The sequence below is a fragment of the Rhodococcus sp. 008 genome (genome assembly GCF_001682295.1).
GTDB classification, from domain to species: Bacteria; Actinomycetota; Actinomycetes; order Mycobacteriales; family Mycobacteriaceae; genus Rhodococcus_F; species Rhodococcus_F qingshengii.
Window position 1 is genome coordinate 4,777,558 of record NZ_CP012749.1, and the last position, 20,844, is coordinate 4,798,401.

Below are 20,844 nucleotides of genomic sequence, written 5' to 3' on the forward strand. Positions count from 1 at the left end.
GCGATTCGACAGTATCGAGGGTTGTTTCCGAACACAGCACTCCTGTTCAAAGACAGCCATTTTCACGTAGGCACTCATCCGCTCCGGTCGCGTGGCGATCGCAAAGAGACTGCAACGCGGAACCTCCGAGTTTGTTCTTTCAACGAGGATTCGGCGTCCGCCACAACTCGGGCGCATCGTCGCTGTCGTCGTTCGCAATGGCACGGATCCCGTCAGCGTCAACGCTAAGGATCTCAGCGAACTGCGCGCGCCCTGATTCCGCAAGCCCTTCCGGCAAGTTCGCACCGTCCTTGACGGAGGTACCTGCCATGTCCAGAAACCGGGCGATTCGAAGTAGAAGCGGACGCGGGACGGGCACGAGAAACGCACTGGCCTCTGCAGTGATCATCCCCAAAGTCGAGAGATGACTCAACCCTTCGCTGATGGCGATGTCCTTGAGGTTGGCGTGCGCAACCTTGAGCGCTTCCGCCAAAGCTGCGGTCGTCAGCCCCACCGCCGTGATAGACATCGAGATCGTTCGCTCGAACTCGACAAGGTTTGCACCCGGAGCTTCGTCCGAAATGGAGAGTGTCAGCGACTGGGCAAACCGGGCCAGGTGTTCATCACCGAAACTGCGCTGAGCTGTTTGACGGCTGACGCGCATCATCGTCGCGTACTCATTGACCTTGTCATCGAGAATTGACTGCGCCTCTGCGTCGGTGATCGTCAGACCGAGGTCGAGGAGGATAGCGCGCAGTTCTGTGGACCGGGTCGACAACCAGGTATTTCGCGGACTCATTGTTTACTCTTTTCTGCGCGCACATTCTCTGCGGCCATGCCTTCAGGCCGATGTGTCGGACGTCATTATCGCATCAGTATTGGAATGGCGAGAGGTGGCGCGGGAGCTGAGGCCGACACCCGTCTCAGTGAGTCCTATCAAGTTTTCTACCAAACCGGATCGATATCGGCCTTAACGCGCATACGTAGGCACGGACAGAACGGTAAACGACTTGGTTCGCCCCGACTTCATGCTGACCACCGCGGCTCCGCCAGTGTCGGCTATCGAGCCGTCTTCTGCGTAGCGGCTGGTGCGGCGACAGATCCAGGCGCGCTCCTGGACGGTGTGCTGTCAGTTCGTTTCGGGGGCTTTGTTACGGATGACGTTGTTGATCAATTCGACCCAGCCGTCGTCGATGTCGCGACCGACTGCTTGAGCGGCGCGGGCTCGGATCGCCTCGCGCATTTCCTCTTCTGTCATGGTGCTGTCAGTTCCGCGTGCTGGCAAAGAACATGAATCGGCGTGGGGTACCCATTGACGAGTGCGGCAGCGATGAGGAGCCTCTGGTGCGGGTTTGCTGTGACAATGGCGTGAGTGTTCACGGGCCATTGTTACCAGATCTAAGCATTTCGCTAGATTTCAGGTTCGGTCGCAGACTCGTCGGCGCGAGCGGTGGCGAAGAGTCGGTCGACGAGAAGGTCTCGGAGTTCGTCGCGTTCATTGAGGGCGGCCTGGAGGGCGTCGCGGACATCGACCATCGCTTCGTCGCCGTAGGTCTGCGCGTTCCTTGCGCAGGTGGGCACGTCCTTGTGGGCTGAGGTCGGTCACGTGATGTTCTCCTGGTATCGATTTCTTTACCATCCTATTACTTAACCCGTCCGTGTGGGCACACATCGAGAGCCACGCGCCGAAACGCGCATGCGGGCGGTCGATGTCGACGCTGCCCGCGCAACGCGCTCAGCGCACCAAATCCTTGCTATCTCTTATTAGTTCCAGTCGATTATTTGCCCCTTCGGGTCGTTTCGACTTCGGTTTCCACGCCGCTCAAAGGTGCATCCCCCCAGGATCGTTGTGCCGAAGCCGAAGAGCTCGATTATCTCGGCGGTCGGCTGGCGGTCAGCTTCTGCACCGACAATGCCGTGGCCGGCCCCGCACACAAGTCTGATGCCCGATGGAGCCGCAGCTGCGAGTACTGCGGAGAGACTCTCCGTGTCGTGACCCGTGAATTGGACATACTTGCGACGCTTCCCGATTGGGACATGACGGCATCCGTGGTCGCCATCGGTGGCCACCACTCAGCATTCATCGCGATCGCAACGACTTCACCCTCGCCACCATGTCCCCCGATCGCGTCGCGTCCAGCGGTGGGGTCGGGGAACATTTTTCGTTCGTGGAACGACTGACAAGTTGAGGCTGCGAGCGCACTATCGGTGAGCCGTGCGCACTGAACCGTCGCCTTGAAAAGGCGGAATTGCCGGAGGCTCGCCGCTCCGGAATGCGCCAGAGCGGCGAGCCAGTGCTTGCCGTATTCCTATCTCCGGGAGGTTCAGCAAGACGGTTGTCCGTCGACATGTTCCACCGTGTCGACAGACGGTGCGCGCCCCAAGATCCGACCAAGGATGGGGCACGCAGTTCGGGTGACCCGCCACGTCGGAATAGGGGTCCAACGCGGCGGGTCTGTGCGCGCCGAAGCCGCCACCTCACGGTACCCAGCACGCATTCGGGGTGGCCCACCGAAGTGAAGGTGAGTGTCAGCATCCGGTGGGCCGTGCGCGCAAACGAGCCCTTGATTTCCCGTCGACGCGCAGTATTCGGTGCCTCACCGGAAGGAACGCGTGACTTGCGTATCCGGAGAGGCACTGCTCCGCCGTAGGTCAGCTAAGTCCGGCGTCGCCTCCGCAGATTATGTGCACTCGGTGCCGGATACCAGTCTTCATGGAGTCACAGATACTTGAGCGTTGAACTATCCCCAATTCATGCACAGCACATGGGGATAACTGATCCGGCGCGCAACCGTCGAACTGTTTCGCTGTGCGAGCATTCAGAAATTGCATGGGAAAATGGCGCCTATGCCTTCAGGATTTGCGCGTTGGGTTCGAGATCAGATCGCCGCTCGTGGTCACCAGAGTGCCGAGGAGGCAGCCCGCGCGATGGGGGTATACCCATCGCTGATGCGCCAATGGACGACGATCGCACGGTCCCCGACTCCGCCGGTACTGCGGCGAGTCGCAGCGTTGTTCGATACGCCAGTGCCGGAGGTGCTGGTCGCTGCTGGGTACATGACCGAAGAAGAGAACGTGCCCTTGCCTGCAACGAGGACGACGCTACAGCAGATGTCGAACAAACAGATTCTCGACGAGATTCGACGTCGGACTGCCGGAGATGCGGGCGGGCCGCCGATCCCGGTCCGTGTCAATGGCGTGCTGCACACCCCGCATGGTCTGCCCACAGTGCTCGTCAGTAGCACCGTGGGCAGGCCATGCGCGTCGAACGGCCATCAGGTCCACCCGCCGCGCAGCCCGGGAGGCCCACCCGGGAGCTCGTCAGTAACTGCCAGGTGAGCCGTGCGTGCTACCCAAGCCCAACCCGGTTGCACGCAGATCAGATGACCTACTAGGTGGGGGATGTATGTCCAACCTAGTAGGTCGATACGTGCCACCGACTGTCACGGAACAGCGGAACGCAGTGAAGGTGGCCCACCCGCAGTCACCCGGTCGGGTGGGCCGTGCGTGTCGAATATTCGTCGCGGCACCAGGTACGCAGTCCAGGTGGCCTGCCGAACCTTGCGGACTAGTGCAGTAGGCCGCACGTGCCGGAACCGACAAGGAAACGGCACGAACTGAGGGGCTCGCCGAAAAGTGTGTGACGACAGTGCCGGCGAGCTGAGAAACAAGCGTATCCCTACCGCTCGGCATTTGACGTCTTGGCTGGTGACTCTGGGTCAAATCAGGGCCAGTGCTACGGCGAGAGCTACGCACGCAAAGGTCAGGACTGCCCATGCCCACTGCTTCTGCTGGGGCTTGGTCGGCAGGTTGCGATCGTAGTTCATTAGGCTTCGCTTTCGTGAGCAACGAGGGGGTGGCCCGCCCCGCCCCCAGATAGGGCGGGCCAATGTGTGTACGCCGACAAGGGCGCCGCACAGATCGAGGGCTCGTCGGAATGGCATGTGACCGCGTCACCGACGAGCCGCGCGCCCGGACCTGGCAAGGAAAAGGTGCCCACAGAGATTACTATCTCATTACTCAGTCGGTGTAGGTGGAGTCGGAAGGCTCGCTCGTCCGGCGTTCATGCGACAGATGGCTGTGTCAGCTCGGCAATCGCATCGGTCTTCTGATGGTCTGCGACCGGCGTGAAGATCTGAGTTGCTTGCAGGGAGGCGTGGCAAATCAAATGCTGCACGGTCCGTAAATCCGCTCCGCTTCAGACCAGGTTCGTGCTGAACCAATGCCGAAGGCTATGCGCAGACCCCGGAACCCCGGCGCGTTCCATCGATGTACCCAAGGCATAGCCACCGATTTTGGTCGAATGTGGGGGTTGTTACCCCCTCTGGAGGGAACCACCACGCGGTGCCGAGGCATCGAGCCTGTGCAAGCTCCAGCCGCACCTCATGCATAGGGACTGCGGCCTTCACTCCTCCCTTTCCTATCACGTTGATCGTGCGCCCGATGAGATCGACGTCCTTTCCCTGATGCGGGCAATCTCGTGAACAGGGAGACGGGCCAGCGCCACGAGATGCACCATGACGCGCGTCGTGTGATGCATATTGGTTGCCAAAAGGAGGAGCATATGTCCGTTGGAAACCGGACGAGGCTCCCCACACGGCCTACGGTGCGCCGACTTTGTCGAATGGGGTTGTGATCTTGGTATCCCCATTAGCTTCAGTCAAGTGAAGGATTTGCGGAGGCTCCGGCGATGTTGCCTCCGCAAATGTTTCACGGTAGATGCGGATGACAGTCGAGTAGCGCTCAGTGACGGTTCGAAGCGAGAACGTGCTCGCGAGTTGCCAGACCTTCATTCTTCGAAGAGTTTATTCCAATGGGCTGTGTCGTTTGATCCATATGAAGATTCCACTGGAGGAGTCTTCCAAGCTGCATGACCGGATAAGCATCCGGTCACGACAAGTAGCGCGGAATGTCCGAGGAAAAGGAAGCCGCATATCCCCGGCACCAATCCCACCTCACGAAGGTTCCTGCAGTTTGATTGTGGTTCGACTTCGAGGTGCCGTCACGAAGGAGGGTAATAAGGTTGTCAGTCACTGCCGACCAGGTGAATTGATGATCGGATTTGCATTACTCGCACGTGATGACAAGTCCGTCGATCCCTTTCTACTGGAGCAGGGCTTCGAAAAGGACGAGGTCGGTGAGGTCTGCGCGAACTAGGCGCTCTTCGTCGGCAGTCAACGGCTGGGGAGCGGGTGTCGTCGTCGATTTCTTCACGAAGTTCTCCGCTTGAAGATCGCCATGTAATTGCGCCCCTTGACGTTTCCCGTGAAGTTCCCTGTCATCAGGACTTCTTGGTAGCTGATGAGTTCCCATCCTTGTGAGCCGAGGTGATTGAGATACTCGTTGAACTTCGCCATTGCCTCGACTTGCTTCTTCGCGTTCCATCGCTCGGTGATGTTGATTGATTCGGTCCAGTACTGCCATGTCTCAATGGCCAGGCAGCCTAACGAGTGCAGATCTTGAACACTTCAGAATCGCTGGAATCTGTGAGGTCACGGAGAACAAGGAAATCTGCACTTCTAGAATTACCTCATGACGACACGCGAAGAATCACCGACACCGGACGTCGACCAGATCACGAGTTGGTTCGCTGCACTCGACAGCCAGGCTCGCCGTGTCCTCTTCGCTGGCCCGCGCGCTGAGATTCCGAACGAGTCCGTCGACGAGATACTTACCAAGGGCACCAAACTCGCAGGGCCGTGGTTCACCGGCCTTGCGGATGTCGAGCACTTCCATCTTCCCGACGACGTGGCCGACTATGTCGACGGTGTACTGATCGAACTCCAGAGTTGGTGGGTTGGATTGTCGAACGAACAAAGGTTGCGATGGGCAGACGTCGAATCGAATCTCGTGCCCGAGGATCTCCAGACGTCTTATCCGGGGCTCTTTGCGTTCGTGATCGGCGACGAGGGGGCCTACGCCGACCCGCAGGTGGTCGACTTCATCGCCGTCGCCGGCGGTGGATGGCTTGGCGTTCGATGATGCCGAACCAGACTTCGACGAGGCTCATCCACGATGCCCACGTCGGAGTGAAATGGACGTGGATTCGCGGGTTCCCCGCCCACCACTGGCGGACCTCGGACCTCTTGTGGGCGGCGTACTTGTTAATCACCAGATACAGTTCCTGGTCTGGATATGCCCGAGCCGCGTGCTTGACGAACACCAGAATTCGATGGTGACGGTATCGGGGCCGGCAAATCCCGGTCAGCTTTCCGGTCGCGATCTCCAATGCCGCAAACAAGGTGGTCGTGCCGTTGCGGACGTAGTCGTGGGTTTGGCGTTCGGGGAGCCCAATCTGCATAGGCAACGTCGGCGCCGTCCGATCCGGTGCCTGAATCTCCGATTTTTCGTCTACACACACAACGATCTCGTTTTCCGGCGGATCGAGATACACCCCGACGATGTCGGTGACCTTCGCGACGAGTTCCGGATCGGTGCAAAACTTGAATATTTCACTGTGCCAGGGCTGCACACTGTACCCATGTCACGCCTCCGCGACAGTGCTGTTGCTGATTCCCAGTCGATCGGATAGCAATCGGGCGCTTCAATAGGGGACGCCGAGTTTCTTCGGGGGCGACACCAGGGTTTCCGAAATGATCTGGCGGTGATCGATCGTGCGTGGACGTCCCGAACGGGGCTGGTTGACCAACCCGCACTGTGTCACGTCGAGGAAGCCGGTGGCGGTGTCGCCGCCAGAGCCGCTACTACGGCGTCAGCCGGCGCTGCTGCTACGTGCGGCGACTACGTGCGGCGACGACGTTTCGAAGAAGGATGAATGGAGGGTCTCAGTGATCAGTCGAGCTTTGCCGCACCATCAGCCGATGAAGACCGATCCGGAGGGGACAGAGAAGATCTCCTGCGTCCGCCAGCAATACCAACTCCGGCCACAAAGGATCTCGATGTACCTCGCCCGGTACCAGACGTCGCCATCAGTCCGTCCAGTGTCTGGCGAATCCTTCACAAGCTCGGCTTCAATCGGCTACCCACCTCACAGCGCTACAAACGTACGCAGACCCGGGAAGTGCTACGAAAACAACGCTCCGGCCATCAATTGCAAGTGGATGTGAAATTCGTTAAGTCACTTGGCCACATCGGAAAGAAGAAGCGTTATTACCAGCACGCCGCAATCGGTGACTGCACGCAACAACTAGTGCATACGAAGTTTATGCCCGTCGAATTCGTTGTGGAATTTCATGTCTATGTGACCTCCCGTTGAGCAAGTACTCTGCATGGCTCCCAATCACAGAGTTGGATTCAGATCGCCCGCTCCTAATTTCGTCTGCAGTGACCATTTCAAGAGAGAGTTCTGGGCCGGAATTACTACGTATCGACGTGATTAATTCTGAATCAAAATCGGGATCCAAGGTGTATTCGAAAACGCGCATCATTCTCCATTGCCAAATTTCCGTTCCTTTGATGTATTTGGGTCCTTCGGAGACGGTTCGAACATATCGAAAGTGTCTAAAGCGTGGTATTTCATCGGCAGGGGTTCCCGCTGCGGTTAGTTCCTCCGTGAGTTCGCGCTCGATGCACTCTCGGAAGCTTTCCCGCCCCATGTCACCCAAGAGCCACAATCCAAATCTCGTGACTTGCCGCGCCGGAAGAAAACCGCGTAGTGCGGTCCGTGCGATTCCCCATTTTGATTCCAGTGGGCTTTCGACTTTAAATCCGAGATCGTCGAGGCTCCTAAGCCCGGCTGGGAAGATATCGACCGCACCGCCGATTGGTCCGATCTGGTCGGGTCGGCGTGATTGTCGAACCAGAACGTACTTCGAATCGATACAAAAGATGCAGATTGATGCAACCGAGACCCGGACAGAGGAACGCCAGTGTGTGACACTCCAGAGCACAAGTTTGCTTGCTCGTCGATGTCGCCACAAGTATTGGGCGATGGTGAAAAGAATCGCTGCGACAAGGCTCGTCACAATTGATATCGCGATAGTCAACTCCGGCTCCCTTCTTTCGGGCGTGTTTCGTTTCGCTCGATTGTGTCCAAACACACGCCCGCATCACCCATTCTGGATAGTCTTATGGAAATAACCGTTGCGCGGATTGGGAAATAATTATCGGCAAGTCCGGTAGGGGTGTTTATTTTTTTCTTTCCTTTTTTTGCGATTGTCAGGTGGAGTTCATTTTCGATTCTCGTGCCTACGTCCCCTATGGTGTTCGTAAGTTCATGTAACGAGCTTATGGCTGAGCCTGTCGCGATAACGTTCGATACGGTATAGTCGGTTGAGTTATCCGGGTTACGAGGTGAAAGTATATCAACATGAAACTCGCCCTCTTTAGTGACTTTATTCATTAAATTTCTAAGTTGGGGCAAGTTGTTCGAGCGAATCACTGTAATGTGAGGTTTGGGCTTATCTTCTGATTCGGACAAAGAAATAATTTCCCAACCGTTTTGTTGGTAGATTGAGTTTACCGCTATGATTCTTCGTGTGGATTCGTTATCAATTTCCAAATTTATTGTATAGTTGTAGGCCATTGACATGATTATATCATTTCTTCAATTGTTGAACTGAGAATCCTGCGGTATACTTCTTCCGATGATTCCAGCAGTTCTTGATGATTCGATGGCACTTCGACGATTGTGTACCGAACTGACCGGGTATTCAGAATCTTCTCAATTTCGTTGTAACGATTATTCAAGGCTAATTTGAGTTCCAGATTTCCTGGGTGTTTTCCACGATTAGGGCCGACTGAATATTTCCATCGATTTTGTATAACGTCGCTATGAGCAGACAAGACTACTATGTGGTCCATCTTGCGCCATACTGGCGGTTGATCTATGAAGTTCACGATGGCGTCACGTTCTGTGCGTGAAATTATCTCACAGTCGAGCTGCGCTTCCGTGAAAATTAGCGCGTCAACTACCCCACGATCCATTATGGTTACTGTATTGTCCGGTTTGGGTGCAGTCAGTAGATAGTATAGATTTCGGGCGACGGCTGCCAGGTTGAACTCAGGAGAGTTCTTTCCGTCCATCGGGATGAATCGACCTCCGCCGTGGTAGTGCCGGATGCGGAATCCATCGTGTTTGGCGTGTTCTTCGATATAAGTGGCCATCTGTGTCTTGCCCGATTTTGGAGCTCCGCAGATCTCGATAATCATAGGTGGTATCCAATCCTCTCGCTGTGCGTTGGGATACAATTCCAACGGGCAGATAAGCAAGTGTCGCAGGCTGTCGTCGCACGGTCAATATCGGATTTTCCCCACCGAATAACGAGGTCTGCGCGTTTCAGGGGATGGTTGCCCATGCGCGATCGGTCGGCGATGCCTGAAACATTGTCGCTGAGTTGTGTTGGTCTTGGCCCAGAAGCCTTCACGGAACGCGTACGGCGAGGAACACAGGAGTTGGGGGAATCTGCACGCGCGGCGGCGATGCTCCGTTGGGGCCTTCGAGGGCATCGACCGCTTGGTCATTGATTTGCTGCATCGGCGTAGAGAGACACTCGGCGCAAACGCAAATCACATTTGATATATAGACCGATGTATCACGGAAAGAGTGCTGCCGAGGGTTCTTGAACATGTTCTGGCCCACTTCCGTGACTGGTTCAAAACTGACGATCGAGAAAGCCTAAGGAGTAAGGGCCAACGCCAACGCTGACCTGTGGACGTAAAGCACCGCCCTCAAGGGCCGATATCCAGTTCAGGTGCGCTCGATGCCGGAATCCCTATCCAGGATTTCTTCCGCGCGCGTGATGGGGTCGTGGGGGTGCTGCCGATGCCTTCGGTGGTGGGTTCAACTGTCGCTACGGAGGGTGTCGCGGACGAAGGTGTTTTCGACGATCTGCTCATTGGTGGCCCATGGGTGTGCCCGGCCGACGATGTCCCGTACATCTCGGTGCCGTGCACAGCGCGCGTGCCGGGGACGAGGTCGACTGCCAGCAAGTGTGCGTTCCCGCCGGCTGCGGCGTGAGCGAGTGCACCTCGTTCGTCGGGGAGGGTGAAGAAGAAGTCGGTAAACAAAAGCTCCACGGGTCTCGACCACTCCGATAGTGAGGCTGGTTGTGCTGGTGCTTTCAGATTTCTCGGCGGTCAGTAGCGGAGACGAGAGAATGCTCGTGCCGGGTGCTCCCAGTGTTTCTGACCTTAACTCCGATCGACGATAGCTGTTGCCGCTCTGCTCTCATCGCCCTTTAAAGTACGCCGCGCGGTCGCCAATTCGAGATGGTCATTCGACTGGAGCCGACGATTAACCGAGTCGCGAACGGATTCGAGATGTCCTCGGGGCAATTCGAATCTAGAGGGATTTCATCGGCGACGGACTTGTTCGATCAGCTCGCGGACGAGGTTCCGTGCGACTTCACTAGATCCTGAGTCCAGCGCAGCGAGGGTGGTCGACTCGTCTGGATTGACTCGGACGGGTGTACTTGAGTGAAATCCGAAGTTGGCGCTCCTCCTCGGCATTTCATTGACAGAACCGATTGATACAGAGCTCATCGGATCGACGCTAACGGCGATCGCCAACTCAGGCCCAACGACAACTCTAAGCTCGCCGATCAGTCGAAGCGCCGAGGCTATCTGGCTGGTCAGCGCTTCGTCGTCCAGAACTGCGCCAAGGCCGTCGGACGGCAGCTCTGACCAGACGGATACCTGGCCTGAACTCAATACTCGAACCCCTGTGACACGTGACTGTCGCACAGTGTTCCAAGTTGAAGGCACTGATCCGGCGATTGCGACGGCGACTGAACCATCGTTTCGTTCCACCGAAAGTCCCTGCTCGTGATCGACGACACCGCTATTTCGGAGTCGAGTCAGCAGTGCGTCAGCAAGTTCTTCGAGCTCACGGGCAGAAAATCGTCTCGTGTCGACGTTCTGAACGTGAACTTCCAATGTGGGTCGTTCACTGGAAAGTGTGTGAGAAGGTTCTGTGCGTCGCCATACGATTGGTACGTGGGTGTCGAGGGGTGTGTAGCGGAGGCCGACCGGTGCTGACGCTGCGTTCCTGACTGCTTCAGCGACTTTCGTCAGAAGGTCCGCGGTGGATGAGAACGTGTCGTAGAAGACGCCCGAGGTGTAGTCGCCAATTGCTTCGATGAACTCTTCCTGATCCTTCTCGAACTGCACACCGTCTTTCCGATAAACGAGTCGGGGGATCCCGGCGGCTGTCGCAGCAGCCCACTCGTCGTGAGTAGGCGATTGATGAGTGTCTAGGAACCGGTGTCCGTAGTTTGGGCCGAGTATTAGCAGATACAGTTCGGCGTTCCCGACGCCAGCCAGGCATGCTTCGCGGCTCGGAAGATCGGTCGCCCCGAAGTCTTCAAATCGGATGGGTGTGTGTCCGATCGCGGTGATCAGCCCCGGCAATGCGTCGCGTTCTTCCTCCAAGCCGCGACGAACACTGCTAATAAAGACTCGCATGTGACCTCCTCTGGTGATGGCTTTGCCCAGGCTATGCGAGAGGTCTGACGTTTCGAGGCGGATCCGGCTTGAACAGGGACGACTGAGCACCGTCGAGTGCCAGGGTCTTCTACTTCTTCTCAATCACCGCATATTTGGACCGATCGTGTTGCGAGTCGACTACTTTTTCTGCCCAGCCCGGTTCGTCGGCGGTGTCCCGTTTGGTAAGGACGTGAGCATGTCGGTGAGCAAGGATATATTGCAGCTAGATGCCTTTTCGATCAATGGAGGAACACATGGCAACGGGTGACATAGAGACATACTTCGAGGATGGGATTTGGAAGAATCGTCCTCAAGGAAACTCGCGAGCATCGAATACGGCGCCCACCAAGTCTGAAGCGCAGGCCAAAGGTCGCGAGATGGCAGTAGACCGGGAAGTCGAGCATGTCATCAAAAAGAAAAATGGAACGATCGGGGAGAAGAATACTTATCCCCGCAGCAGGGATAACAACCCGCCCAAAGGATAGTTTCTGCAGTTCAGAGGCCATCGAATGGGTCCTCTTGCGATCGCTTGCAGACAGGTTTCGTGTTACGCTGAGAGATGATGGTTGGCTGAACGAATTGGATCGTTGGCGAGCGTCGGTGAGTGGTCTTTCCCGTGCCGTGTTGAAATTTCCATCATGAACCCGATCACGAAGGCGCTCACAGATCGGCAGAAGTCGATCTTGCGTTGGATTGGTGACGGTTGTCCCGATATCGAATCGACGGGACCGGGGCGCAAAACGACTGCACGAGCACTTGCAGGTCGTCAGCTGGTAAAGATTTCGCACTTGAATGGAATCTGGTCGTCGTCGCTCACCGATGCAGGGCGCTACTACCTCGACTACGGCACTTTCCCTGCCGGGCACGGCTTGTCGAAACGACAGCGAGATCGGTTGGGAAAAGGGCAACGAATCGACGGATCGACGCCAGTCGCGGAGCGAAAGCGAGAGGCCGTTTCAGCGCCGAAGGCTGAAGCAGTTGATACAGAGAATGCTCTGTCCGATGAGGATCACGGAGCAACGCGAACACCTCCGGCGGTGGTTCCGCCTGGAGGGAAGCGCTCTGCCAAACTGTCACTGGCGAAGCGGGCAGAAGCGTTGATAGATGCTCTCCAACTTGACCCGGCATCGGGGTTAGGTCGAACATCGCGCAGCTACGACGACGGCCACGATCCTTCGGAAGACGAACGGATCATGCGGAAGATTCGCGACCTTGACCTCCTGCCCTCCGGACGTCGAATCCGCTCTGACTACTGGCATGCGCGGCGCTCTTGGGCGATCGAAGTTGTTGGTCCACCGCCGTGGCATTCGTCAGCTCTATCGACGTCCTCACGGAAGCGCCATCAGCTTCCACCTCATCCGGTGGTCACGGAAGTTCTTGAAAAGCAGACCCTTTCAGATGTGGACGCCACGGAACGGGCCTGCTACCTGCTCAGTGCTCTCGCGACCGAGTCCGAGATCCGCGGGCACCATCTGAGCGCAATCGAACCGAGGACTTGGCAGGGTAGGTCGGAGGGAACCGATCGCGGTCAGTTATCAATCAAGATCAGGCACAGTTCGTTCTCCATCGAATTGATTCAGACAATCGACCGTCGTGAATACACACCGACCGAGGCTGATATTCGCCACGAGATCCGCACGGGATACAAGAGATGGCAGAAGTGGGTTGACGTGCCATTAGATGAGTTCACGTTACGCCTGCATTTTGGGCGTGATCGACGCGATCACCAGGACTGGGTTGATGACGGGCAGACGGTGCTCGAAGACCTGCTGCCGTTCGTCATGGAGCAGATAGAAGAGCTAACTGTCACAGCCGATTTGGCGCGCGAGGCGGAGCTTCGACGACTGGAGGAGCAGCAACGCCGAGATGAGATTGCCGAAGTTAAGGCACTTGAGCAATGGGCCGAAGATGTGCGGGCGGAGGTATTGAACGAGCAAGTTCGGAATTGGCAGGTACTTCGTGAATTGGACCAATATCTAGAAGCGCTCACGGATTATGTCGACAGCATCGAGGATGTGACCGCGAGGGCGTCTGCTCGCGAATGGTTGGACTGGGCCAGGAATCGACGCGTAGACTTGGACCCCTTCAACCGGGCCACTTCTATGCCTCGAATTCCCGCGCCTGGATACAGCGATTTGTCCGAACTGAAGCGAAGGTTTGGAGGTTCCTGATCCGTAGTTCTCTCCGTGAGGACTTCAGCTTGTCGTGCATGCGCGTTTGGTGGTGTGTCAGTTCCACCAGCGACCTCGACGTCGCTCGACATACCGAACCGGTATTTCGGAAAGATCGAGGGGGCGGTCGATATCGGGTCGAACATTGAACGGTGTTATCCGGTTCTTCTCATACTCTTCCTCCATCGCGGCTGCGAAATGGACTATCTCGTTCTGCTTCAAGGAGTCGATCAGCCGGCCGACCAGCTCGTCGAGGCGATGAACTTCGGCTTCCGCAGCAGCGAGTCTGTCGTAGAAGCCAATGGCCCGGTGGCCGACCCACTGGCGGAGTAGTTCATGGACCGGCCGCGTGTGTTCGAGATAGTACTGATATTCCCATTCCGGTGATGACCGGTGATTGGGGTCGTCACGGCGTGGGTAGGGCTTTCCGTGCTTGCAGGCTTCCCGAGCCGACTTCTCTTCGTCGCGCAGCCAATCGAGAATCGGTGTTGGGTTTTTTCTGCAAACGTGTTCCGCGATTGTGACAGCGGCAGCGGGGGAGAGGATGAGTTCGTCGTCGAGTTCGAAGTGCGCGACGGCGTCGATGATGTTCTGCGTGGGATTGCCTATCATCTGATCGAGCGCATCGATGTCGCTAATCGATACTGCGCAGGAAACGGGTCGCCATGTGAGAGTGGCGATCTCGGTGGGGACAAGGACATCGAACACATGGGAAGCGGCGTAGTCCTCTGCTTCCGTGAGCTCGTAGCGGCTTATCGCGGCCCACCCGTCCTGAACTCGGCGGAATTCCTGGGCGTTGTGCCATGGGCCGTGCAGTCGGTTGCGGGGAACATTCTCGACTTTCGAAGGTTCCGCGCGGTCAAGAAAGCTCACCTCGTAGCGTGGAGTCTTCTTTCGTTCGTCGATACCAACGATCCGAACGCGTTCGATCGGGGTTCCGTCGCGTAACTGGTAGATGCACTCGTCGCCGATGTTCATTTGCCGATCCTTCCAATGATGCCGGACCTCACTCAATGTGGACCGAAGGTACACACGTTGGATCAGTCGAAGATGTCGCGACCGCAAAACTCGGTGCATTTTTGCGCCCGGATAGTTCCCATATTTACGAATGGACGGCTCGTGATGTTCGGGAAGCGGTAAACCACATCATTCACATCTGTGAGGGGCCGGTTCTCGCAATCCGAGCATGGTCACCGAGGGCCGCGATTTAGCGCCCCTATGAAAGCCATAGTCAACGGCGGCTCCTGAGGTTGTCGGTATCTTTTGGTAGAACAACTGAGGGTCGGGAATTCAAAGGAAATGAGGAAGAACCATGGCAGTTCGGGCCACTCACCGTCGGATGTCGCCCGGTGGCACACGGAACGAGCACATCACTAATTTCTAATGGCTCAACGAATCAACCGGCAATATCGGGGAGAACGCCAAGGCACAGATGGTGGACTACATCGACAATCAGAAGGGCAGCGCTTATGTGACTGGTCCGCAATCGCGATCAGAGGTGGGAACTGTGCATAGCCCCGGAGCCGTTCCGTACCTGCGCACGTTCGCGAATGGCGTACCTAACGACAACTTGCTTTCGTTGCCGACCTACTGACCTTCCAAGACAGTGCCCCGACGTTTAGTTGGTCGTCGGGGCACTGGTTAGGCGGGTTCAGATTATGAGGGCTCCTCGCAACGCGTGATCTGGCCCAGGGCAGTCATGTCTACGACCTGACGGTCGTCGGTATTGGTGAGAATCTCAAGATCTGCGTGGAAGTGCTAGTTGGAACAGCTAGTCTGTGTCAAATATGGCCCCGAGACGAGAGAGTAGCGTCGTCCATTCACGCGCCAGCGTCATCCGAAGTTCGCCTTCAAGGTCCACACGGTCCTCCTCCGCGAACCAGTCGCGATTGCGCTCAACGACCCGATTTCGGTAGCCGGACCCCTGGCCCCATGCTTGCAGACAGTCAGTCCACATTGCAGTGTCCTCCTGCAGTTGCTTTCGGTACAGGGTTTTTCCGGATAGCTGCATCTTTTTGAGCAGATCGTCGTAGGTCTGCGACATCAGTCGTGCCGCCTGCGACAGGAGCTCGTTGGCCTCAGGCATCGAGTCCGAGAGCGTCTCGCATAGAGAGGTGAAGCTCTTCACCGAATCACGCAGGGTGAGGACTGCGAGTCGGCGCGCGCCGAATCCAAGTTGATGTGAGTAGCTGAGCGACCGCCACTCACCTCCACGCCTGGCTGCGGCGTGGACGGAACTTGCATGAGCAGAGGAGATCTCGGTAAACAATGTGTCGTGGATTTGGCTGCGTACTGTGGCTGGTTCGCGGTTATTTTTTGCCCAGCTACTTATGAGACGGCTAGCGTCACGTTGAACCTCAAGAACTTGTTCTTGCTCGGCATTTGCGATCAGGTTCTCAGCGTTTGCCAGGATGTCGCGAAGCTGTCGACGAAACTCCTGCCGAGTATGTGCCACACGGTTGGCGAGGAAATCGCGAAGCCGATTCGGATCGTCGTCGAGAGCGTTGAAGAACTCGACGGGCATCGAATCGAGTTGGTAGGGGCCGAGCGCGACGCTGACCTGTTCAGACTTGAGCTCGTATCCTTCCTCGATCGATTCCGCCCGGAGCCCAGTTTCGTCTTTGACCGCAAGTGCTTCCTCCGGTCGAGCAAGGACGAGAATTGCGCAGTTGGAGTCGATTTGAGGGTTTCCGATGTCTCGGGCCCGTTTGAGAAGGTGTTGTACAGACTGCTCCGGTGCTGCGTTGAAGCTTGAGCACAGTACCGCGACGGTGTGCGGGTCTTCCAGATGTGATTCCAGGTCCGCCCGGCCTGTTGGCTGATCGATACCTCTTGTATCAACGATGTTGATCGTCAACCCAGGTATGTTCGCCATCAGCTCCGGGAGGACCAGTTCGATACGCGTTGGAAGCGAAAATTCGGGGTGTCGACCATTGTTGATGCGTTCGAAAGTGCTCTTCAACCAGTCCAACGGGCTTGAGGCAATGCTGGGGTCAAACCACTCGTCTCGGCGGTCTCGTCGATGGAGTCCCATCCTTGTCAATAGTTCGACGACGAGTTCGCGCTTTGACGGGATAGCCGTGGCGAGGTCCTTAGCGGGGTCAGATCGGACGGTTTTTCCGTCGGCGCCCTTTGTCCGCGTTGGGTTCAAGCCCGCCATGTTGCGTATGGCCCGCTCGATCTCGCGTGGAACGGCGCGGAAACCATCAGTCGCGTGCTCGTCTTTCGTGTCGGGTTGTCCCGCGCGCAGTAGTTGGTCGACAAAGTCTTCGACGTCAACGCGGATATCGTCATGCGTGCGCGGTTCTACGACGATACCGTAGCCAGGGCCGACTCGGAGATGGACCTCGCACAGCGTAATTCCTCCGCCGCCTGTCTCGAGCACGGGCGATGGACGCCCCTGTTGGCCCTCAACCTCAAGGCCTGTGGCGCGGCAAATTGCCGTCGACTTTCCGGCCCCAATACTGCCGATGAACGCGATCCCGTGCTCTCGGCGCAAGAGGAGCTTGGCGGCCTCACGGATCTCTTCGATGTATTCCTGCAGTCGTCGTTCGAAGGCAGGACGGACGCTCGGCGTGACAGCGAGCTGCAGGAGCGAGTCGGCCAGCTGTTCGGCGTCCCAGAGTAGGTCCTGGTCAGAATGATCGAGTGCCGGGCGGGGGAGGATAGACCAATCGCGAGCCAGCGCTTCGGCTAGCTCTGTGGCTTCGCGGGTCCCGATGGCAGCCAGGAGCAAGCTGAGTTCTTCGTCTGAAATCTGGCGATCGCCGGCTTCAATGCGCGACAGCATGGCAGGGCTCCACGTGACCTGTTTAGCGAGCTCGCCCTGCTTGCGGCCCGTCTGTTCGCGTAGTTGAGTAAGGCGATGCCCCAGTTGAACGGCACCGATTGAGTTGATCGTCGACATGGACCCACCTTCGGTTGAATGACCCACGCAAGCATGCAGCATCAACTACATTGAGTCAATGATTGATTTCAGGGCGTCAATGAAACGATGTTGAAGCCCTCACTGTTCATCATCTGGTGGTGGCGCGGAGTCGATCGAGAGCATTCGTGCAATTTCACCGGGTGTGAGGGGTTGGCGGAAGTTCAAAACCTGCCCTGCATTCAAAACCTGCCCTGCAATTGTGGTGAGGTCGCGGATGCTTGCTCCCGACCATGCATGAACAGTGCTGCCACCAAAATCAACGAGCAGATCTGACAAGCCATCGGTGGTGGTAGTGGACGACACTCGGATTGTGGCTTCGGTGACGTAATAGCGGTCGTCGAGCGAAGTGGCCACGTCTTCTACATCACTGCGTCCGTCGAGGCTCTGCTCTGCATCTATCGTGATTGAGCGCCGAATTCCGTGCAGTGCGACCCGAGCGAGTCGGTAATTTGCTAGAGGTCCGCGTAAGTCCTCCCACGAGGCCGCCGAGATTTCGTCGCGAGCCTTGATGAGTCTGCCGTTCTTGGCCATAAGAATTCGCTGCGTTCCTACGTCGATGGCGAGTCGGCCGGATTCAAATGACCATCGATAGTTGTGACTACTCGGCATCATGGTCGCTGGCTCATCGGTGACCGGTGTGCGAGACACTCCGAGGTGTGGCCAATTGGCCTCCAAATGGTCTGCATTGGCATTGATCAGCAGTGAAACATCGAGATCAGTGATATCGTCTCGAATTCTCTCAACGTCGTCGAACGACATCATTGTTCCGATGTAATGCCAGAAAGCAGTGTTTTCGATCGCTTGTGGTTAGTTAGCAGCCAGGGGAGGAGGTGTCGAAGCTCAGGCAGCGACAGCGCGCCACCAGCAAGTGAAATTCGCGCCTGCAAGTCCTCCGAAGTGGCGCAGCATGACGGACCACGACGCTGCATAGGTTAGTTAGTTTGCCCGCTATCCCGACGTAATTGCGGTGGTTTCGGACAGTACCGGCGCTGCTCCTGTATCGGTGCTTCTCGCGATTGCCCACCACCTGCCATGCGCTCCAAACTTCGCGCGCTCGTCGGAATGCTCGACTGGGGTGACTCGAACAGACATCCAAGACCCCTTCGCGGGTAGTGTCAGGTCGAGTGCGTGTGCGATCTGTGTATATGGGCGTTGGTGTCCGACGATGATGAAACCATCATCGCGGAGTGCAATCCGCGAATCACGGACACGCTTTGGCGCGTCGTCTTGCTGACCGACCGCAAGCACAACTTGACGATTCACGAGGCGCATCGTGATGTGGCGGAAGAGTTCGTTCAACCGTCCTTGTCCGCTGGATTTTGGGGTGAGAATTTTATCTCGCGTGTCTGCGTCTAAGTGAAGGAGAAGGTTCGTTGGTAGATCAGCCTGAATTCCACCCCACAACCAGTAGATTTCACTGAAGGCTTCTTCGTTGATGCGACGCTTGTTGTCTCGGTTGTAGGCCCGGATTCGATCAGCCGAGGCGGTGGTTTTCCAACGAAGTCGTTCGTCTGTGATGCGGAGCAGTCCGGCAGCCCACTCGCTGGCGTCATCATTGACCCAGACCAGCAGGGCTGGATGATTCAGTTTTCCCGACCGTGGCCCGTGATCTCCGCATAGGTACATCTCCATCGGGATTTCCCATCCGCCCAAGTCCTTCGAGAACTTGCAGTCAACTTCGACGCCATCGATGTTCCAGTCAAGGTCACTGCCATCAGTAATCTCGAACTCGCGGGTGAGGTTTACTTCGATAGCTGTTCCGAGGTACGTCTTTTCGGTCTTGGTCAGATGTTGATAGCACCAGCGGCCAGTCCTTTGCCCGTCGAGAAGCTCATCGATCGAATCTCTGAGCGTCCAACGGAAGCGATGTCTGGCTTCTTCGTGATCCTCGAACCATCGAATGATCTGGAGGAGGTCGTCTGGCGGAGATTGCGGGGCAATCCTGTTGAAAACCTCAGTGCGTTTTTTAGCCGAAGACATCGCAGTGGTCGGAGTAGGATGCTTTCGGAAGCTGTTACGTGTTCGCCGCATTGCATTAGCGCGTGCATCTTGTGTCAGGTTCGCTGGCTCTAGTTGAACGTCGAAGTCGGGGCTGGCATTATCAGGCACCAGCCTATGATGTCATTCGCCAGAGACATTTGATGTGTGCGTCATGACGTGTTGTTGAGCCATCTTGGATATGACATGTAAGGCTGGGTGACTGCTCGCCCCTCGTTATAGGTAGTTTCGCAGATGACCTGCCAGGGCCTTCGCGAGGCCCACCGGCACCGCGTTGCCGATCTGTTTCGCAATTTGGATCTTAGTACCGCACCATAGGAAGTCCTCGGGGAAGTCCTGGAGCCTTGATGCTTCGAAGTGGGTGATAGGGCGATTCACTCGATGCTTGCCAGCTTTATCCCACTGTGGGTGGAGGTACGAGCCCTTTTCAGGCTTGAAGAACTCCGTGCGAATTGTGTGGGAGGGCATCGTCCATCGCATTCTTCCCATGACATCGGTTGTCCCAGTCGCCTTTTCTCGCCAGCACCGAGGAAGAAGGTGGTCTGGAACGTCGAACCGACCCCCGCCGGGTGGGACATGGTCATAGCGTTCCAGTGACAGCGGCGTGGGAGTTCTGCCAAGGTGTATGTCGAGCCCTTTGAAGATTCCTGGAACCGTATGTCCGAAGAATTCCGCGGTCGAGTCGGGGAGACTGAGCGATGTGGGCTTTTCAGGAATGCGGCCAATCCGCGTACGAGTTCCCGCCCATTTCGCGGTGTCTGGCGTGGCGGGCTCGCGGGCATGTGTCGCAGCGGGTAGCTCGATCTTGCCGATACGAGATCCAATGACGATCGTGCGCTTTCGTCGTTGAGCGACGCCGAAGTCAGCGGCGTTGAGGTGGCCAAATGATAGTTGATAGTTTTTCAGCGACCCGCCGTCGGTCTCAGCGAGTAGCAGCTGAAACTCGTCGGATCGCATGAATCGGTCAACATTCTCAATCACGAAGACCTTGGGATTCGCCGTCTTCACCACCCGCAGGTACTCGCGCCAAAGCTGATTGCGCGGGTCGTTGATGTCCTTGGATCCAAGATTGGAAAATCCCTGGCACGGTGGCCCGCCAATGACCACGTCTGCTTTCGGGATCTCGCGGGCCTTGACGGTCGCAATGTCACGGTAAAGGGTGTGATCTTCGCCGAAGTTCGCCGCATAGGTCGAGGCGGCGTGAAGATCAAACTCGATCGCAAGTTTTGGCGAGAACCCTTCGGAGGAGAAACCGCTGGTCATGCCGCCGCAACCGGCGAAAAGATCGATCATTGAAGGCATCCGACCATGATACGGTCTGCGTCCGACATTGCCTCGGTCCGACGTCCAAACCAATGTGCGGATCGATTCGGCGATCGGCGG

At 56.9% G+C, this 20,844-nt stretch carries 21 protein-coding genes; 7 read left to right on the plus strand and 14 right to left on the minus strand.

Features of this window, described 5'->3' with window-relative positions; all coding sequences use genetic code 11:
• Positions 1 to 139 precede the first annotated feature (139 nt).
• From AOT96_RS22270 to AOT96_RS35395, 3 genes are all read right to left on the minus strand, one after another.
• Positions 140 to 778 carry a hypothetical protein gene (locus AOT96_RS22270; protein WP_065352333.1) on the minus strand — a complete coding sequence of 213 codons (639 nt, stop codon included), beginning with the start codon at positions 776 to 778 and terminating at the stop codon, positions 140 to 142.
• Positions 779 to 1,108: 330 nt separating this feature from the next.
• Entirely contained in the window at positions 1,109 to 1,237 is a 129-nt protein-coding gene (locus AOT96_RS36375; protein ID WP_256670117.1) for a hypothetical protein, read from the minus strand.
• Between the two features lie 152 nt (positions 1,238 to 1,389).
• The gene (locus AOT96_RS35395; protein ID WP_156778975.1) at positions 1,390 to 1,560 is read right to left on the minus strand and encodes a hypothetical protein; all 171 of its coding nucleotides are present in this window, start codon (positions 1,558 to 1,560) and stop codon (positions 1,390 to 1,392) included.
• Between the two features lie 1,266 nt (positions 1,561 to 2,826).
• Between AOT96_RS35395 and AOT96_RS34800 the strand changes: the two genes are divergently transcribed.
• Entirely contained in the window at positions 2,827 to 3,318 is a 492-nt protein-coding gene (locus tag AOT96_RS34800; RefSeq protein ID WP_231783271.1) for an XRE family transcriptional regulator, read from the plus strand.
• A 1,871-nt stretch (positions 3,319 to 5,189) separates the two neighbouring features.
• Here the strand turns inward: AOT96_RS34800 and AOT96_RS36075 are convergent.
• Complete coding sequence (locus AOT96_RS36075; protein WP_231783272.1) at positions 5,190 to 5,336, minus strand: DUF4177 domain-containing protein; 147 nt, start codon at positions 5,334 to 5,336, stop codon at positions 5,190 to 5,192.
• Between the two features lie 175 nt (positions 5,337 to 5,511).
• Between AOT96_RS36075 and AOT96_RS22290 the strand changes: the two genes are divergently transcribed.
• Entirely contained in the window at positions 5,512 to 5,961 is a 450-nt protein-coding gene (locus AOT96_RS22290; protein WP_065352337.1) for a hypothetical protein, read from the plus strand.
• Here the strand turns inward: AOT96_RS22290 and AOT96_RS34810 are convergent.
• Positions 5,921 to 6,451, minus strand: coding sequence for an IS630 family transposase (locus AOT96_RS34810; protein WP_073512994.1), 531 nt, complete (start codon positions 6,449 to 6,451; stop codon positions 5,921 to 5,923). The genes AOT96_RS22290 and AOT96_RS34810 overlap by 41 nt on opposite strands.
• A 132-nt stretch (positions 6,452 to 6,583) precedes the next feature.
• On the opposite strand from AOT96_RS34810, the gene AOT96_RS35795 reads away from it, so the two are divergent.
• Both AOT96_RS35795 and AOT96_RS35400 read left to right on the plus strand, forming a co-directional pair.
• Positions 6,584 to 6,754: a hypothetical protein gene (locus AOT96_RS35795; protein WP_178377336.1), complete on the plus strand. Its 171-nt coding sequence runs from the start codon at positions 6,584 to 6,586 to the stop codon at positions 6,752 to 6,754.
• Positions 6,755 to 7,195: a hypothetical protein gene (locus AOT96_RS35400; protein ID WP_143173096.1), complete on the plus strand. Its 441-nt coding sequence runs from the start codon at positions 6,755 to 6,757 to the stop codon at positions 7,193 to 7,195.
• Here the strand turns inward: AOT96_RS35400 and AOT96_RS36600 are convergent.
• The 4 genes from AOT96_RS36600 to AOT96_RS22310 all read right to left on the minus strand — a co-directional run bounded on the left by AOT96_RS36600 (position 7,143) and on the right by AOT96_RS22310 (position 11,433).
• Positions 7,143 to 7,979 (minus strand): SMODS-associated NUDIX domain-containing protein, encoded by an 837-nt coding sequence (locus tag AOT96_RS36600; RefSeq protein ID WP_414899116.1) that lies wholly within the window; start codon positions 7,977 to 7,979, stop codon positions 7,143 to 7,145. The genes AOT96_RS35400 and AOT96_RS36600 overlap by 53 nt on opposite strands.
• Positions 7,922 to 8,464: a hypothetical protein gene (locus AOT96_RS35405; RefSeq protein ID WP_143173095.1), complete on the minus strand. Its 543-nt coding sequence runs from the start codon at positions 8,462 to 8,464 to the stop codon at positions 7,922 to 7,924. The genes AOT96_RS36600 and AOT96_RS35405 overlap by 58 nt, the downstream gene beginning before the upstream one ends.
• Before the next feature lie 8 nt (positions 8,465 to 8,472).
• Positions 8,473 to 9,090, minus strand: a complete 618-nt coding sequence (locus tag AOT96_RS22300; protein WP_065352338.1) for a hypothetical protein — start codon at positions 9,088 to 9,090, stop codon at positions 8,473 to 8,475.
• Between the two features lie 1,143 nt (positions 9,091 to 10,233).
• On the minus strand, positions 10,234 to 11,433 hold the full coding sequence (locus tag AOT96_RS22310) for a DUF4062 domain-containing protein (protein ID WP_143173093.1): 1,200 nt from the start codon (positions 11,431 to 11,433) through the stop codon (positions 10,234 to 10,236).
• Between the two features lie 185 nt (positions 11,434 to 11,618).
• Between AOT96_RS22310 and AOT96_RS22315 the strand changes: the two genes are divergently transcribed.
• On the plus strand, positions 11,619 to 11,849 hold the full coding sequence (locus AOT96_RS22315; RefSeq protein ID WP_065352910.1) for a DUF2188 domain-containing protein: 231 nt from the start codon (positions 11,619 to 11,621) through the stop codon (positions 11,847 to 11,849).
• A gap of 81 nt (positions 11,850 to 11,930) precedes the next feature.
• Positions 11,931 to 13,535, plus strand: coding sequence for a hypothetical protein (locus AOT96_RS22320; protein WP_143173092.1), 1,605 nt, complete (start codon positions 11,931 to 11,933; stop codon positions 13,533 to 13,535).
• A gap of 57 nt (positions 13,536 to 13,592) precedes the next feature.
• On the opposite strand, the gene AOT96_RS22325 is transcribed toward AOT96_RS22320, so the two are convergent.
• Positions 13,593 to 14,513 carry a hypothetical protein gene (locus AOT96_RS22325; RefSeq protein WP_081377576.1) on the minus strand — a complete coding sequence of 307 codons (921 nt, stop codon included), beginning with the start codon at positions 14,511 to 14,513 and terminating at the stop codon, positions 13,593 to 13,595.
• A gap of 454 nt (positions 14,514 to 14,967) precedes the next feature.
• Between AOT96_RS22325 and AOT96_RS36605 the strand changes: the two genes are divergently transcribed.
• Entirely contained in the window at positions 14,968 to 15,129 is a 162-nt protein-coding gene (locus tag AOT96_RS36605) for a DUF3892 domain-containing protein (protein WP_081377575.1), read from the plus strand.
• Between the two features lie 177 nt (positions 15,130 to 15,306).
• Here the strand turns inward: AOT96_RS36605 and AOT96_RS22330 are convergent, their stop codons facing one another.
• The 4 genes from AOT96_RS22330 to AOT96_RS22345 all read right to left on the minus strand — a co-directional run bounded on the left by AOT96_RS22330 (position 15,307) and on the right by AOT96_RS22345 (position 20,763).
• A complete protein-coding gene (locus AOT96_RS22330) occupies positions 15,307 to 17,442 on the minus strand; it encodes a helix-turn-helix transcriptional regulator (RefSeq protein WP_065352342.1) in 2,136 nt (711 codons plus the stop codon).
• A 99-nt stretch (positions 17,443 to 17,541) separates the two neighbouring features.
• Positions 17,542 to 18,225: a hypothetical protein gene (locus tag AOT96_RS22335; RefSeq protein ID WP_065352343.1), complete on the minus strand. Its 684-nt coding sequence runs from the start codon at positions 18,223 to 18,225 to the stop codon at positions 17,542 to 17,544.
• A gap of 186 nt (positions 18,226 to 18,411) precedes the next feature.
• Positions 18,412 to 19,572, minus strand: coding sequence for a NaeI family type II restriction endonuclease (locus tag AOT96_RS22340; RefSeq protein ID WP_231783274.1), 1,161 nt, complete (start codon positions 19,570 to 19,572; stop codon positions 18,412 to 18,414).
• A gap of 105 nt (positions 19,573 to 19,677) precedes the next feature.
• Positions 19,678 to 20,763, minus strand: coding sequence for a DNA cytosine methyltransferase (locus AOT96_RS22345; RefSeq protein WP_065352345.1), 1,086 nt, complete (start codon positions 20,761 to 20,763; stop codon positions 19,678 to 19,680).
• Positions 20,764 to 20,844 lie beyond the last annotated feature (81 nt).